General features: G+C 67.0%; 13 protein-coding genes. 3 read left to right on the top strand and 10 right to left on the bottom strand.

The genetic code is table 11. The features are described 5' to 3' along the window. Positions 1-10: 10 nt before the first annotated feature. The 6 genes from tssH to ASD28_RS13150 all read right to left on the bottom strand — a co-directional run bounded on the left by tssH (position 11) and on the right by ASD28_RS13150 (position 6,361). A complete protein-coding gene (tssH, locus tag ASD28_RS13175) occupies positions 11-2,650 on the bottom strand; it encodes a type VI secretion system ATPase TssH (protein ID WP_056128122.1) in 2,640 nt (879 codons plus the stop codon). Beyond that, a complete protein-coding gene (tssE, locus tag ASD28_RS13170) occupies positions 2,635-3,132 on the bottom strand; it encodes a type VI secretion system baseplate subunit TssE (protein ID WP_056128120.1) in 498 nt (165 codons plus the stop codon). Before tssE ends, tssH begins: the two co-directional genes overlap by 16 nt. Positions 3,133-3,213: 81 nt before the next feature. Beyond that, the gene (locus ASD28_RS13165) at positions 3,214-3,705 is read right to left on the bottom strand and encodes a type VI secretion system tube protein Hcp (RefSeq protein ID WP_056128117.1); all 492 of its coding nucleotides are present in this window, start codon (positions 3,703-3,705) and stop codon (positions 3,214-3,216) included. Between the two features lie 30 nt (positions 3,706-3,735). Then, a complete protein-coding gene (tssC, locus tag ASD28_RS13160) occupies positions 3,736-5,229 on the bottom strand; it encodes a type VI secretion system contractile sheath large subunit (RefSeq protein ID WP_056128114.1) in 1,494 nt (497 codons plus the stop codon). Continuing rightward, positions 5,226-5,741 carry a type VI secretion system contractile sheath small subunit gene (gene tssB, locus ASD28_RS13155; protein WP_056128108.1) on the bottom strand — a complete coding sequence of 172 codons (516 nt, stop codon included), beginning with the start codon at positions 5,739-5,741 and terminating at the stop codon, positions 5,226-5,228. The genes tssC and tssB overlap by 4 nt, the downstream gene beginning before the upstream one ends. A gap of 26 nt (positions 5,742-5,767) precedes the next feature. Continuing rightward, positions 5,768-6,361, bottom strand: a complete 594-nt coding sequence (locus ASD28_RS13150; protein WP_056128106.1) for a M48 family metallopeptidase — start codon at positions 6,359-6,361, stop codon at positions 5,768-5,770. A gap of 198 nt (positions 6,362-6,559) precedes the next feature. Between ASD28_RS13150 and tssJ the strand changes: the two genes are divergently transcribed. From tssJ to icmH, 3 genes are read left to right on the top strand one after another with little or no spacing between them, the layout of a single operon-like run. Next, a complete protein-coding gene (gene tssJ, locus ASD28_RS13145; protein WP_056128101.1) occupies positions 6,560-7,087 on the top strand; it encodes a type VI secretion system lipoprotein TssJ in 528 nt (175 codons plus the stop codon). A 46-nt stretch (positions 7,088-7,133) separates the two neighbouring features. Continuing rightward, the gene (gene tssK, locus ASD28_RS13140) at positions 7,134-8,480 is read left to right on the top strand and encodes a type VI secretion system baseplate subunit TssK (RefSeq protein WP_056128097.1); all 1,347 of its coding nucleotides are present in this window, start codon (positions 7,134-7,136) and stop codon (positions 8,478-8,480) included. Further along, positions 8,477-9,238 (top strand): type IVB secretion system protein IcmH/DotU, encoded by a 762-nt coding sequence (gene icmH / locus ASD28_RS13135; protein WP_056128087.1) that lies wholly within the window; start codon positions 8,477-8,479, stop codon positions 9,236-9,238. The genes tssK and icmH overlap by 4 nt, the downstream gene beginning before the upstream one ends. Here icmH and ASD28_RS31800 read toward each other — a convergent pair. The 4 genes from ASD28_RS31800 to tssM form a co-directional block, all read right to left on the bottom strand. After that, complete coding sequence (locus ASD28_RS31800) at positions 9,225-9,383, bottom strand: hypothetical protein (RefSeq protein ID WP_162254581.1); 159 nt, start codon at positions 9,381-9,383, stop codon at positions 9,225-9,227. The genes icmH and ASD28_RS31800 overlap by 14 nt on opposite strands. A 313-nt stretch (positions 9,384-9,696) precedes the next feature. Continuing rightward, positions 9,697-10,512 carry an OmpA family protein gene (locus ASD28_RS13130; protein WP_082579134.1) on the bottom strand — a complete coding sequence of 272 codons (816 nt, stop codon included), beginning with the start codon at positions 10,510-10,512 and terminating at the stop codon, positions 9,697-9,699. Further along, complete coding sequence (tagF, locus tag ASD28_RS13125) at positions 10,512-11,501, bottom strand: type VI secretion system-associated protein TagF (RefSeq protein ID WP_229412353.1); 990 nt, start codon at positions 11,499-11,501, stop codon at positions 10,512-10,514. The genes ASD28_RS13130 and tagF overlap by 1 nt, the downstream gene beginning before the upstream one ends. Then, a complete protein-coding gene (gene tssM, locus ASD28_RS13120) occupies positions 11,498-15,253 on the bottom strand; it encodes a type VI secretion system membrane subunit TssM (protein WP_056128479.1) in 3,756 nt (1,251 codons plus the stop codon). The genes tagF and tssM overlap by 4 nt, the downstream gene beginning before the upstream one ends. Between the last annotated feature and the right edge of the window lie 39 nt (positions 15,254-15,292).

Raw genomic sequence — 15,292 nt, 5'->3', positions numbered from 1 at the left:
GGTGCCCTCCTCACGCCGGTTCGACGGCATACTTGATCTTGCCGGCCTTCGTGGCGCCGACCTTCACCTTGCCGATCGCGCCGCCTTCGGCCATGCGCGCCAGCACGGCATCCGCGATCTCGGGCAGCAATGTGCCGTTCAGGATCGTGTCGACGTTGCGCGCACCCGAATCGACCTCCGTGCAGCGCGCCAGCACGGCCGCCACGAGCGCATCGTCGTATTCGAAGCGGGCGTTGTGGTTGACGGCCACGCGCTGCTTGATGCGATCCAGCTTCAATCGGATGATGCTGGCGAGGACGGCGTCGTCGATCGGATAGAACGGCACCACCGTCAGGCGGCCCAGGAACGCGGGCTTGAAATGCTTCATGAGGGCGGGCCGGATCAGTTCCGCCAGCTGGTCCGGCGTGGGCCGCTCGTTCGGTGCCTTGTTCAGGCAGGCCTGCATGATCTGGCTCGACGCCGCGTTCGACGTCAGGATGATGATCGTGTTGCGGAAGTCGATCTGGCGGCCCTCCGCGTCGTCCAGCACGCCCTTGTCGAAGACCTGGAAGAACAGTTCCAGCACATCGGCATGCGCTTTTTCGACTTCATCGAGCAGCACGACGCTGTACGGATTGCGCCGCACGGCTTCCGTCAGCACGCCGCCCTCACCATAACCGACATAACCCGGCGGCGAGCCTTTCAGGCCGGAGACGCTGTGCGCTTCCTGGTATTCGCTCATGTTGATGGTGACGAGTTTCCGTTCGCCGCCATACAGCAGGTCCGCGAGCGCGAGCGCCGTCTCCGTCTTGCCCACGCCGGACGTGCCGACGAACAGGAACACGCCCTTCGGCTTGTTCGGGTCCTCCAGGCGCGCGCGCGCCGTGCGCACGCGCTGGGCGACGATCCCGCTCGCGTGGTCCTGGCCGAGTATCCGTTCGTCCAACAAGCCCTGCAGATTCATCACGGTGCGGATCTCGTCCTTCACCATGCGCCCGAGCGGGATCCCGGTCCACGCGGCGACGATGGCGGCCACCGTCTGGCCGTCGACCTGCACGGGTACGAGCGGCGTCTCGCCCTGCAGCGCATGCAGCGCCGCGACCTTCGCGCGCAGCCCGGGGCTGTCGCCCTGCCCCGCTTCCAGCCGCGCGCGCATCGCGTGGATCTCGGCGCACAACGCCTGCTCGGCATCCCAGCGCGCGCGCAGGCGGTCCTGTTCGTCCAGCGCCTGCGCACGCTCCGCGTGCAGCGCGGCCAGCGCGGCGCCGTGGTCCGCGCCCGCGCTCTCCTCGCGCACGAGCGCCTGGATGCGCGCGTCCAGGCGCTCCACCCTGCGCGCGCAATCCTCCAGCACGGCGGGTGTCGCCTTCTGGCCCAGCGCGACCTTGGCGCAGGCCGTATCGAGCACGCTGACGGCCTTGTCCGGCAGCTGGCGCCCGCTGATGTAGCGGTGCGACAGCCGGACGGCTTCCACGATCGCCTCGTCGTAGATGCGCACGCCGAAGTGCGCCTCCATCAGCGGCGCCATCGCGCGCAGCATCGCGCTCGCCGTCTCCTCGTTCGGCTCCTCGACCTTCACGACCTGGAACCGGCGCGCCAGCGCGGCATCCTTCTCGAAGTATTTCTTATACTCGCTCCACGTCGTGGCGGCCACGGTACGCAGCTCGCCCCGCGCCAGCGCGGGCTTCAACAGGTTGGCCGCGTCGTTCTGGCCGGCCGTGCCGCCCGCGCCGATCATCGTGTGCGCCTCGTCGATGAACAGAATGATCGGATGCAGGCTTTTCTTCACCTCGTCGATCACGTTCTTCAGGCGGTTCTCGAACTCGCCCTTGACGCTCGCGCCGGCCTGCAGCAGGCCCAGGTCCAGCGTGTGGATCTCGACGCCGCGCAGGACATCGGGCACGTCGCCCTGCGCGATGCGCAGCGCGAGGCCTTCGACGACGGCCGTCTTGCCCACGCCCGCCTCGCCGGTCAGGATCGGGTTGTTCTGGCGGCGGCGCATCAGGATGTCGATTACTTGCCGGATCTCGGCATCGCGCCCGATCACGGGATCGAGCTTGCCCTCGCGCGCGCGCGCCGTGAGGCAGGCCGTGTATTGGTCGAGCGCGGGCGTCTTGCCGGGCGCGCTCCCCTGCAGTTCGGTGACCGGGTCCGCGGACGGCGCCGGGGCGGCGGCCAGCACGGCCGGCGCTTCGTCGGAGCCGTGCGTCAGCTTGTCGAAATCGTGTTTCAGGCGGTCGAGCGGGAAGCCGGCGAAGTGGCGCGACGCGCGCTGGGCCAGTTGCGCGAGGCCCGGCTCCGTCAGCAGCGCGAGCAGCAGATGACCGCTGCGAATGTGCTGCGGATGACCCGATGCGCCGAGCGATGCGATCAGCCACGCGTGCTCGAACAGCACGGGCAGGTGACGCGAGAACACGGGCGTGCGCGCGCTGCCCGACGACAGGCGCTCCACTTCCTTGCGCAAATCGGATTCGAGGCCGGTCAGGCTGACGTCGGCCGCGCGCGCCACCACCACGAGGTCGCTCCCGGGCTGCTCCAGCAGCGCGAGGAACAGGTGCTCGATGTCGACTTCGTACTGGCCGAGCCCCACGCAGATACCGGCAGCGCGCGTGGCGGCCGAGCGCGTGACGTCGTTCAGCTTGGCGATCAGGGTCTTCAGGTTGATATCCATGTCGAGGTCCTTTGTGGAGTTGACGCGGCAGCCCTGCAGATCGCGTAGTTCAGCGAGGATGGCTGCAGCACGGCGTTGAAGTTGACGGGAACGACAGCCGCGCCGGGACCGGCGTGCAGGGTCGCATTGATCACGAACCTGAGGCGGTCGACGCCGCCCTGCTCCGAAGCCAGGGTCGCGCTGACGTTTTTCAGGCGCGGTTCGTGGCGCTCGATGGCGTCCTTCAGGCAGGCGCAGATCGCAGCCCGGTCCTCGCTGCTCGACAGGCAGAACGCGGCGAAGTCGGTCAGGCCATAGTTCAGGACCGAAGCGCGCGCCAGCGGCCAGGCGTCGAATGCTCCGGGCGGCAGGCCGGCGCGGGCATTCAGCAGCGCTTCCAGGTCGCGCGCGATGCTGTCCTTGAGCTGCTCGCCCGCTGGTCGGCCGGGGTGGGCCCGCTCGCCCATCAGGCGGTCGAGCAGGCCGGGAACATAGGCGGTCATCGCGGCTCCCGTACAAAGACGCAGTAAAAAAACCGCGGCCCGGGGGCCGCGGAAGACGCGGGGTAAGTCAGGAATGCGTATTCAGACGACCCGGTTGGTGGCGAGATCCCAGCCGCCCGACGTGTTGCCGCCGGCGCCGCCGCCGATCTTCTGCTGGGTGTACTTCCATTTGATCTTCGAGAATTTCAGGCCGACCTTCTCGTGCAGGAAATCGCCTTCCGCGACCGTCGGCTTGACGGAGCCGATCAACACGTTCTCGATCTCGATCTCGAAGTACTTGACGCGTTCGCCCTGCCCGTCGGCGCGCATGAATTCGAATTTCGCCTTCGGGATCGTCTTGCCCGACGAGCAGGTCTGCAGCAGCAGCGGCGAGGACAGGTCGGCCAGCTTGGCGATCTCGATCTCCTCGTGCTCGCAGCGCTCGGCCGTATGGCCACCACCTGTCGACGCCGTCGCCGACTTCGGCTGGGTCACGCCCCAGTTGACCGATTTGCACTCGATCCAATCCTTGTGCTTGTCGTCGGCCGATTCGCCCTTGATGCCGTCGATTTGCAGGTACACGTCAATTGCCATGTTCTACTCCAGTTCAAGTTGGTGAAAGAATCAGTTCTTGGTCGATTGCGGCAACTCCGCGACCAATCGGAGCGAAACAGACAATTCGTCGAGCTGGAAATGGGGGCGCAGGAACGACACGGCCCGGTACACGCCCGGCCGCCCGGGCACCTCGGCCACCTGCACGCTCGCCTCGCGCAGCGGGAATTGCGCCTTCTGTTCCTGGCTCGCGTTGTCGTCCAGGAGGACGTATTGCGTCAGCCAGCGGTTCAGGTAATCCTCGACGTTCGATGCGGCGGCGAAGCTGCCGATCTTGTCGCGCATCATCGCCTTCATGTAGTGGGCGATGCGCGACACGGCGAAGATGTATTGCAGCTGCGACGACAGCAGCGCGTTCGCGTTGGCCGCCTCGTTCGCGTACTTGCGCGCCTTCTGCGCCGACTGCGCGCCGAAGAACGCCGCGTACGACGTGTTCTTGCAGTGCACGAGCGAGATGAAGCCCAGGTCCGACAATTCCTTCTCGCGCCGGTCCGTGATCGCCAGCTCGGTCGGGCATTTCAGCGCGATCTCGCCCTCGTCCGTCTTGAACGTGTGGGTGGGGAGGTTTTCCACGAGGCCGCCGCCCTCGACGCCGCGGATCGCGGCGCACCAGCCATAGTCCTCGAACGCCTTGGTCAGCTTGGTCGCGAAGGCGTAGGCCGCGTTGCACCACAAGTATTTCTGGTGGTCGGTGCCGTCCACGTCCTCGACGAAATTGAAGCCTTCCGTGGCGGTGCCGTCGGCCGGGTTGTACGGCAAGCGGCCCAGGAAGCGCGGCAAGGTGAGGCCGACGTAGCGCGCGTCTTCCGATTCGCGGAACGCCTTCCATTTCGCGTATTCGACGGTGTCGAACACCTTGGCCAGGTCGCGCGGCTTGCCCAGGTCGCCGAAGCTCTCGATGCCGAACAGTTCCGGCCCGGCGGACGTGATGAACGGCGCATGGCTGGCCGCGGCCACGTGCGACATCTGCTCGAGAAAATAGATGTCCTCGGGCTGGCGCGTGATCTCGAAATCGCCGATCAGGGTGCCGTACGGCGCGCCGCCGAAGCTGCCGAATTCTTCTTCGTAGACTTTCTTGAACAGCGTGCTCTGGTCGAATTCCAGCGCCGACTGGAAGTCCTTCACCAGCTCGCGCTTGCTCGCATTGAGCATGCGCACCTGCAGCCCGTTGCTCGTCGCCGTGTTCTTGACGAGGTAGTGCAGGCCGGTCCAGCTGCGTTCCAGCTTCTGGAATTCAGGCGCGTGCATGATCGCGGACAACTGGGCCGAGATCATCCGGTCCAGCTCCGCCAGGCGCGCATCGATCGTGGCCGACAGATTCGTCGACACGACCATCGTGCCCTCCATCACCTGGCTCACGAGCTCGGAAATGATGTCGCGCGCCCGTTCATGTTCGCTGCTCGATTTCGCCACCCGGCTCTGTTCGACGATCTGGTCGAGCAGGGACATGTCCAGTTCAGGAGCCGCTGCCTGCGCCGCGTTCGCCGTATCGAGGATCGCGCTCATGCTTCCTCCTTGCCGCCTTTGCCGCCTTTGCGGAGACTGCCCAGTTTTTCCGTATTCGACAGCACGTCGCTGAGCAGGTCTTCCAGCTTGTCGTTGCCGGCCAGCTTGTTGCGCAGGTCGGCCAGCTTGCCGCGCGCTTCCAGCAGGCCCTTCAACGGCGCCACCTGCTGCACGACGGCTTCCGGACGGAAGTCGTCCATCTGCTTGAACTGCAGCTGCACGGCGAATTCGCCGCCTTCCGGCGACAGATGGTTCTCCACGCGGAAGCTCGTCGCGGGGGCCACGCCGCCCAGCACTTCGTCGAAATTGTCGGCGTCCACGTTGACGAAATTGCGGTCCTTCAGGCGCTTCTTGGCCGCATCGGGGTCCGAGCCGAAGTCGCCCAGCACGCCGACCACGAACGGCAATTCCTTGTTTTCGATCGAATCGCCGATCTCGACGTCGTACGTCATCTGCACGCGCGGCGCGCGCACCTTCTGCAGGCGTTTCTGCACGCTTTCATTCTTTGCCATGTCGACTCCAGTGGGCTGTGGACGGATTATTTGAGCGCGCCGAACGGATCGCTCGATGCGGTGGTACGGGCAGTGGACGCGGCGCCGACGGCCTTCCTGATCGTCTCCTTCACGCGCGGCGCGGCGGGACGGTTGTTCGGCACCAGCACGTCTTCGTTGAGGCTCGTGCGCAGCAGCTTGGCCAGGTCCTGCGCCTCCGTGCGGACGTTGCCGGTGAGGTTGTTTTTCTGGCTCAGGTCGAACAGCGCCTTGCTCGTCACGCGCAGGCCGCTGACGGCGACGATGCTGTTGGCCAGCGTATCGTCCGGGTCGCGCTCGAGCGCTTCCAGCGCGTCGACGATCGCCTCGCCGTAATTGGTGCTGTCGAAGTGCATCTGGGCCATGCGCACCCATGGCGTCTTGTCGGTCGGGAAGGCGGTGCCGGCATTCTTCAGGATCGCGTAGGCCTTGTCGTTCTGGCCCGCGAGCACGGCGGCATCCACTTCGGCCATCGCGCTCGCCATCGTCGGCGCCGCCTTGGCCGCATGGCTTGCCGCCGGCGCGGTACTGGCGCAGGCCGACAACAACATGACACATGTGATGGGGACCGCCGCAAGCGGCATCAGGCGTTCGAAGGTCATCTGGCTCTCCCGGGTTGAAATCAGACGCCATTATTGGTGAACGGTTTCTGGGGAGAATTGCGTGCCATCAACGCAGGTTTGCCCCCTCATTGCGCCGCGTCGAAGAGGCTGTTGAGCGGGTATTGCGCCTGCTCAGGGTGCATGGCGGGCGATCCCGTTAAATCGTCGTGTTCTCTTTATCAGATGCAAGGAGCAACGATGAAACGAACGTGGATCGTGTTGTGCGCCGCCGGTCTGCTCGGCGGTTGTGCCGGCGGCACGCTCGGGCTGCGCAAGCCGGCGCCCGTACCGGAATCCCAGCAGCCGCCGCGCAACGTCGTCATGCACCTGCATGCGGCGCCGCGCCTGAACGTCGACGCGCGCGGCCAGTCGCTGGCGCTGCTCGTCAAGATCTACAAGCTGCGCCAGCGCGGCGCGTTCGACCAGGCACCCTACGCCGCGTTCCTGTCGTCGCAAGCGGAGCGCGAGGCCCTCGGCGCCGACCTCGTCGAGGCCAGGGAAGTCACGCTGGTGCCGGGCCAGCGCCTCGACATCAACGACAGGCTCGCGCGCGACACGCCCTGGCTCGGCGTCGTCGCCCTGTTCCACGCGCCGTCAGGCAATGCCTGGCGCGCCGTCATCCCGGCCGCGGATGCCGAAGGCGCCGGCGCGACCATCGGCCTGCACGCCTGTGCCCTGTCGGCCGGCAATGCCGCCAAGGCTTTGTCTCTTGTCCACTGTCAATAAGCGCCGCAACGTTTCCAGCAAGCTAGAGATTTGCGAAGGGAGGCTCATGAACATTCCGGCGAAAGTTTTATGGGGCGAAGGGCTGTTCCTGCGTCCCCAGCACTTCCAGCAACAGGACCGCTACCACGAAGCGCGCCTGAACGAGACGGCCAGCGCCCTGCATCCCTATTGCTGGGGCGTGCGCCGGCTGGCCATCGATGCCGACGCCCTCAAGGCGGACACGCTGCGCGTGACCGAGCTGGCGCTGATCTTCCCTGATGGCGACCTCGTGCGCGCTCCGGACCAGGATCCGTTGCCGCCCCAGGTTCGCCTCGACGAGCTGCCGCCCGACGTCCAGACAATCACCTTCCACGCCGCTCTGCCCGTGCTGAAAACGCATGGCGACAATTGTGCCGAGCGGGGCGCGGCGCGGCCGGATGCGCGCTTCGGCCAGCGCGAGCACGACACCCAGGACCTGTTCAGCCAGGCCGCGCCGGCCCCCGTGGCCTACCTGACCCGCACGGTGCGGCTCGTGTCCGAACTCGATGCGCTCGACGCCTACGACAGCTTTCCGCTCGTGCGCCTGCAGCGCGTGGCGACAGGCGGCTTCGAGATCGACCAGGCGTTCACGCCGCCCAGCCTGTCGATCGCGGGCGCGCAAGGCCTGCACGCGCGTCTCGTGCGCCTGATGGAAAAACTGCTGGCCAAGGTGAATGCGCTGTACGGCCATTACCGCGAACCGGGCCGCCACGTCGTCGAACTGCGCGGCGGCGACGTCGCGTCGTTCTGGCTGCTGCACACGGTCAGCACCGGCTACGCGGCGCTGACGCATTACCTCGCCCACCGGGAACTGCATCCGGAGCGCCTGTTCCAGGAGCTCCTGTCGCTGGCCGGCGGGCTGATGACGTTTTCGCGCACGGCCCGGCTGGAAGACCTGCCGGCCTATGCCCACCAGGATCCCGGACCGGCCTTCGCCCGCCTCGACGGTATCCTGCGCGAACTGCTCGACACCGTGATCTCGTCGCGCTACTTCGCGATCGCGCTGTCGAACGACCGCCCCTCGTATCACCTGGGCGCGCTCGACTCCGGCAAGATCAATGTCCAGACGACCTTGTACCTGGGCGTGGCCGCCGACCTGCCGGCGCTGCAGCTCGTCGACATCGTCCCGCTGCGCTTCAAGATCGGCGCCCCCGAAGACGTCGACAAACTGGTGCTGACCGCCATGCCCGGCGTGAAGCTGGCGCATGCGGCCCAGGTGCCCAGCGCGCTCCCCGTACGCCCGGACATGGTGTATTTCGTGCTCGACAACCGCGGCGTGCTGTACGACAGCATGCTCAAGGCGCAGGCCATCTCGATCTATGTCCCGAACGGTATCCGTGACCTTAAACTCGAACTGATTGCGATCGCAGCATGAGCCATCCCGTCGAACGGCGCGCCGCGCCCTCCCCGCGCGGCGCCGTCGGCACCGCCCCCGCCTCCCTCGTCGACCTGATGTACGAGGGTTTCTACGCCCTATTCCTTTTGAAAAACGGTTGCGGCCCGCAGGAGCAGGCCGCGTTCGCCGACCGCATGACGGGCTTCCTCGGCGAAGTCGACCGCAGCGCCAGGTCGCTCGGCATCCCGGCCGACGACGTGACGGCAGCCAAATATGCGTTTTGCGCGGCCGTCGACGAGATCATCCTCGGTTCCGAGTACGCCATCCGCGAAGCGTGGGAAACCCGTCCGCTGCAGCTACGCCTGTTCGGCGACCAGCTCGCCGGTGAACATTTCTTCCAGCGCCTGGAAGACTTGCGCGCCAAGGGCAGCGCGCACCTGCAGGCACTCGAGGTTTATCACCTGTGCCTGCTGCTCGGCTTCCAGGGCCGCTTCGCGCTGGACGGCCGCGACAAGCTGAACTACCTGACGGCGCGCCTGGGCGACGAGATCGCCCGTATGCGCAACAAGAGCCGCACGTTCGCCCCGCATGCGGAACGGCCGGACCAGATCGCCCACAGGATCGGCAGCGACACGTCGCTGTGGGTCCTGTGCGGCGTGTTCGCGCTGGCCGGCCTGGGCGCCTACCTGGGCTATCGCAGTGCGCTGGGGCGCGAGACGGATCGGGCGCTCGTCAGCTACAACGACCTCGTCAAGCTGCCGCCGCGGTCGGCCAATGTGACGATCACGCTACCGTGACGTCCGGGTGCCCGAACGTCTGCAACGAGTGCATGAAGTAATGGCCTATCAGCACGTCGGACTCGGCGCACAGCCGGCGCGCGGCGTCGAACATGGCGTCTTCGACCGGGTCCAGGCACGGCCGCAGGATAGTCGCCATCTGCATCGGGGAATGCAAAGCGGAGCTTGCGGATCTCGTAAGCCGTCCCGCCGACCGTCTGCTGCTGTTCCGGCGCGAGCACGGGCGACGCGACGACGCTGATCTTCGCGCCGCTCGCCGACACCATGCCTTCATGGGCACCACTGTCGACGCAGGTGATCACGAGGTGGACGTCGTTGCCCACCGCCTGCAGGCCCTCCGCTAGCGCCAGGAAAGGCCGGATGTCGCCACGGCCGCCCCACGTTTGCATGGCGATGTTCATACGCGCCATTGCAAGAATATTAACCCTGCAAATATATAACGAAAACGCGTGCGGGGCTTATTGGACGACCTTGAATTCAATCCGGCGGTTGCGCGCCCTGCCCTCGGGCGTGCGGTTGTCGGCCACGGGGCGATCCGGGCCTTCGCCGGACACGGCGACCATGTCGGGCTTGACGCCGCGTCCGACGACGTACGCCTTCACGGCCTCCGCGCGCGCCTGGCTGAGCGATAAATTGCCCGCGCGCGAGCCGGCATTATCCGTATGACCGATGACTTCGACCCGCTTGTCCTTCAGGCGCAGCAGCGCCACGCTCATCTGGTCGAGGATGGCCTTGCCGGAATCCGTCAGCGTGGCCTGGCCCGATTCGAATTCGATGATGCGGTTGGCGAGCGCCGCATCCAGCATGCCCTGCTCCGAGGCCGCCACCCGCAGGCCGTTGTTGACCGTGTAGCCCGGATCGAGGGCGAGCGCGATGTCGCTCGCGATCTGCGTGCGCTGGGCTTCGCTCGCGACGTCGCCGCGCAGGCTCACGCTCGTGCCGTCGACCTGCAGCTGGCCGCGGCTGATCAGCTTCAGGTTCGGGCCGATCAGCTTGCCGACACGGTCGTTCCAGTTCGCCGGCATCGAAACGCGGCCGACCGCGAGCTGGTCCACGATCCGGTCCGCGCCGTACACAGCGCGCAGGCGAGCCAGCAGCGCGGTCTTGCTGGCGTCGTCGGCGACCGTGCCGGACACGACGATGGGTGCGGTGGCCTGGGCCTGGGCCTGGGCCTGGATCTGGATCTGGGCCTGGGCCTGGGCTTGGGTCTGCGCGCTGGCGGGCACGCTCGTGACGGCCACAATGGCCGCGTAAAGGATCAATGTCTTCGGCATCACGGCGCGGCTCCGATAAAGGTTTTCAGGAACAGTTCGTGCGCGAGCCGCAGGGGCAACGCCGGCTGCTCGAGGTAGCTGGCCAGCGCACGCACGTCCACGTCCAGGCCGAGCTGCTCGTCGATCCAGGCATTGTCCGCGAGATGCACCTGCTGGTCGGCGGCGACGATCGGATCGATCAGGGCGTGCAGCGTACCGGCCGCCGCCCCGCCGAAGCCGACGACGAGCGCGGGATGCTCACGCACGCGGGTGACGAACAGCACGAGGTCGAAGCCGCTGCGCCGGATGAACGGCAGCACCAGTCCCAGCCAGAAGGCGGCGGCCGCATGGCGTTGGAGACCTTCACCCGGCAGCGGCAGCACGAGGCTCTTGTGCAGGCTGGCGGGACGGCTGTGCATCACGGGCTGCAGTAGCAGGCCGAGCCCGAGGATCATCCGGTTGACCTCCAGTTCCAGCTGCGTCGTCAGTTCGCCGACGGTGGACAGGGCCAGGTAGCTGTCCAGCGCGGCGTCGTGTTCGCCCAACGCCACGGGCGCGTCCGCGATCGCCTGCAGGTAGGCGCTCGGGTCGGTGCTGCCCAGTATTTGCGGCGCCATGCCCTCGAGGTAATTCCACAACGGCGCGAACGCGAGTGGGCAGCGCGCGACGAAGCGGGCGGGGTCGGGCAGGTCGACGGTCCGCATCATCAGGAACGGGAAGCGCCGCCCCGACCGGTCGTGGCTGGCGACGAGGTGGCCGGCGACGGCATGACGCCGGTCCGGCCCCACGAAGGCGAAGCTGGCCGGGGCCATCGCATCGTAATTCAGCTTCCAGCGCGCATCGGACGGCAGCCGCGTCATGACCTGCGCGATCCAGTCGTCCAGCATGCCGATCACGGGCTGGTCGTCGGCCAGCTTGACGAAGTCGCTGTGCGCCGGGATCTTGCCGAAATAGCCGATGCGGCTCACGGCGGGCGCGCGCTGGGCAGTTCGGTTCGGGGCGCGGTTCACTGCGCCGCTCCTGCAAGCGCCGGGCCGGTGCCGCTGGCGCCGATCGCACCTGCGCGGCCGACGATGGCGTCCGGCAGGCGCAGGCCGCGGAAGCCCTGGCTGGCCTGGGCGTTCCCGCCGGACGTGTCCGTGCTGCTGACGCGCTTGAGGTTGACGGCCACCGAGACGTTGCCTGCGTTCCAGCGCAGTTCGTGCGTACCCGCATCGAGGCGCTTCTTGGCCGCCGCCTCGATCATCTTCTGCAGCCCGAACTCGCCCGCCTCGTTGAACAGTTCGACCGTGCGGCCGTCGAACGTCACGGCGCTGATCTTCGCACCGCTGCTGCCCTGCGGACCGGGATGCACCATGTTGACCCAGGCTGCCGGCGTGTTCCGGTAGCGCAGTTGCTGGCCGTCGATCTCGATCGTGTATTCGGTGACGCCGGGTGCGGTCAGCGGCAGCAGTTGGAACACGGTCTGCGGGCCGCCGCCGGCCGCCACGCCATTGGCCGACAACGGCGCCACCCAGCCGGGGAAGCCACTGACCGCCTGCGGCGCCAGCGTGATGCCGATGTCGGCCCAGGTGCGGCTGCTGAGCACGTCGCCACGGCGCACGACCAGCGGCCCCATCGTCGTACCCACGAATTTGGCGACGACGCCGTCCGGGCCGAACACCTGGCCGATCTCGGCCGGCGTGGCCTGGATCTGGGCCGACGGCGCGAACGGATACTTGGCCGCCAGCATCTTCTGGAAGGGCTCGACGACCTGGGCCTGCCACGTCTTGTTGATCTCCGATTCCGAGGGCAGCACGATCATCGCGAACGTCTGCACGAGCGGCCGCACGAGCAGCGGGCGCAGCATCTGCTTCTGCGTGTCCGTCATCCCCGTCAGCATCTGCTCGTCGACGTACTTCAGCGCTTCGGCCAGTTCGGAACCATTGCCCTCCAGCGTCTGCTGCATCAGCTGCTTGGCGCCGGGGCCGGGATCGCCCTGGTTCTTCAGCTGGTTCAGGCGGCTGCGCAGCTTCGACAACGCATCGAGGTAGCCGGTCATCAGCGACGCATCTTTTTCCTTGACGCCGACCAGGCGCGCGACGCCGGCGAATTCGCGGCCGACCGGGCCGGCCGCCTGCACGCCCCCCACCGGCAGCGGGCCCATCGCATCGGCCACCTGGCGCGCCTCGCTCGGCGCCTGCCGCAGCACCACTTCGCGGAACCACCCTGCAAGCCCCCGCTTGAGCTTGACGGTGTCGACCCGGGCCTGCGTGGGATCATCCCAGGATGTCTGTTCGTGGACAGTCTTGAGCACTTTCGCCAGCGGCGACGTCAGCGGATCGCCGAGGCGGTTCATCGCCTGCACGCTGGCGTCGAAACCATTGAGGTCGGCGATCGTCACGCCCTGCACGAACTTGCTCCATTCGCGCGCATAGTCGCTCTTGTACATCTCGACGAGGGCTTTCTGGATCTGCTCCGGGCTGCCCTCCAGCGTGAGATCGTCCTTGGCGACGCTTTTCAATACCCAGTCGCTGCTCTGCAGTTCGCGGGTCGACGCCTCGCGGATCGCCCCCTGCACGAATTTCTCCCAGGCATCGCGGGTGTACGCGCCGCCGACGGCGTAACTGCCGACGACCAGCGCCTGGTCCTGTTCACCGACGATCCGCGCTACGGTCACGCCCGGGAACCGCGTCGACGCGCGGGTGCGGATGTCGGCATACACGCGCTCGCGCGCGGGCGTGCCGCGCACGACGCGGCGCAGGTTCTCGCGAGCGGTGTCCAGCAGGCTGAGCTTGGGCGTGATCTGGGGCCACGCCTGGTCGTCGATATGGGCCAGCACGAAGGTCAGCTGGCGCTCGGCGCTGCGGATCATCTGCTCGCGCGGCATCGCGCCCCGGTTCGCTTCGAGCCAGCTGCGCCAGAAGCGCGTCAGCTGGTCGTTCAGGTGGCCGGGTTCGGCATGGCTCTTGTCCGCCAGCATCAAGTAAGTCTTGAGCGCGTTATAGGCGTCGCCGACGTTCGTGGCCGAGACATCCTGGTAGGGCTGGCCGGGTTTGGCGGCTGGCGTCGCCCGCACGTTCGGGTCGAGCTGCGACGCGTTCGCGTTCATCTCCGTCAGCAGGTTCTCCAGCGCCCCCGCCACCGGCTGTACCATGACTTCGCGCACGCCGGCGAAATACTCGTCGCGCAGCTTGCGCTCCAGCGCCTCACCCTGGTACAGGCCGAACGCCAGCGCCCACGGACGGTCCTGGCGATACTTGTCGAGCTGCTCGATGCGGTCCTGCAGGATGTCGAGCCCTTCCAGCCGCGACTGCAGATCGGTCCTGCCGGCCTGCAGCTTCATGACCTTGTCCAGGTCGGCCCTGACGTTCGCGACCAGTTGCCGGTTCCCCATGTAAGACCAGCTCCAGCCGCCGAGCGCACAGCCGAGCAGCAGGGTGGCGGCGAAGAACGCGCCGATCTTCATGCGTGTGGCGGCTGGACTCGTATAGCGCTTGACCAGGTCGCGGTCGGCGAAGATCACCTTGCGGAACAGCTGCAGCAGGAAAAAGCCGGACTGGTCGGAGCCGGGCGCGGCCTCGTCGCCGGCTTTCTCGCCCAGCGGGCGCAGCTGCAGGTCGAACCGTCCCGCGACGCGCCGTGCCGACTGGTTCTCCAAGCTGCCCTCCTGCAACGCGCTCGTGAAATAAAAGCCGCGGAACACGGGTTTGAACTGCCACGTGTTTTCCTCGAACAGGGTGGCGAGGAAGGCCCGCAGCTGGGGCTTGAGCGCGGCAAATTCGAGCGGGAACGTGAACACGCCAGGGCGCAGCGCGGTGCTGCGGTTGCCCGCCATGCTGGCCACGCTCATCTCCTTGAGGCCGTCGTGCAATTCATCGAAATGCTGGTCGAAGAATGCCAGCACGTCCTGCGGCGTGCTGCGCCGGTTGTAGCGCAGGGTCGCGCCCCAGACGCGCTCGCGCTCGGTCAGTTCGCTGCCGTGGAAAAAGTCGGCAAAGCCGGCAATCAGGTCGGCCTTCGTGAAGATCACGTACACGGGCGCGTGGACGCCCAGCCTTTCGGTCAGTTCCTGCACGCGCGTGCGCAGGCTCTTCGCCAGTTCGATCGACGTCTCGGGACTCCCGCCGGCCAGCTCGGCAACGCTGACGGCGATCAGGATGCCGTTGATCGGCGCGCGGGACCGGTACTTGCGCAGCAGGTCAAGGAAGCTGAACCACTCGGCGCGGTCCGCGTCGAATACGGAATAGCGCCCGGCCGTGTCGAGCAGGATGCCATCCGTCGTGAAGAACCAGTCGCAGTTGCGCGTGCCCCCGACGCCCTGCACCGCCTTGCTGCCGGGGATCGGAAACGTCAGACCGGAATGCTTGATCGCGCTGCTCTTGCCGGCCGCCGGGTTCCCGATGATCATGTACCACGGCAGCTCGTACAGCGCCGCGGCGCCGCGCGTCAGGCCCAGCTTGGACGTCTTGATCGTGTTGATGGCTTCCAGCATGCCCTTGCGCAGCACGGCCGCGTCGTTGCGCGCCGCCTGGGCCTTGCCGTCGGTCTCCGCGCCGGTCAGGATCGCTTCGCCCAGCCGGCTGGCCGCGCGCTTGCGCAGCCAGGCCCGGATGAGCCAGGCGATCCCTCCCGCACACAGGAGGAGCAGGCCCAGCAGTGCGGCCCAGATGAGGGCCGTGTCGAGGGAATCCGTGCCCAGCAGCACGAGTGCTGCAAGCACGCCGATGCCGATCACGGCCAAAACACGTCTGTCGGTGAGGAACTGCCAGAGTCGGGCCATCATGTTTGTTCGGAAGGTTGGTGAATACCATCGGCAATA

It is taken from the genome of Massilia sp. Root133 (assembly GCF_001426525.1).
GTDB lineage: Bacteria > Pseudomonadota > Gammaproteobacteria > Burkholderiales > Burkholderiaceae_D > Telluria > Telluria orientalis.
The sequence above is the reverse complement of the archived record's forward strand: the minus strand, read 5'-3'. Positions and strand labels throughout refer to the sequence as shown.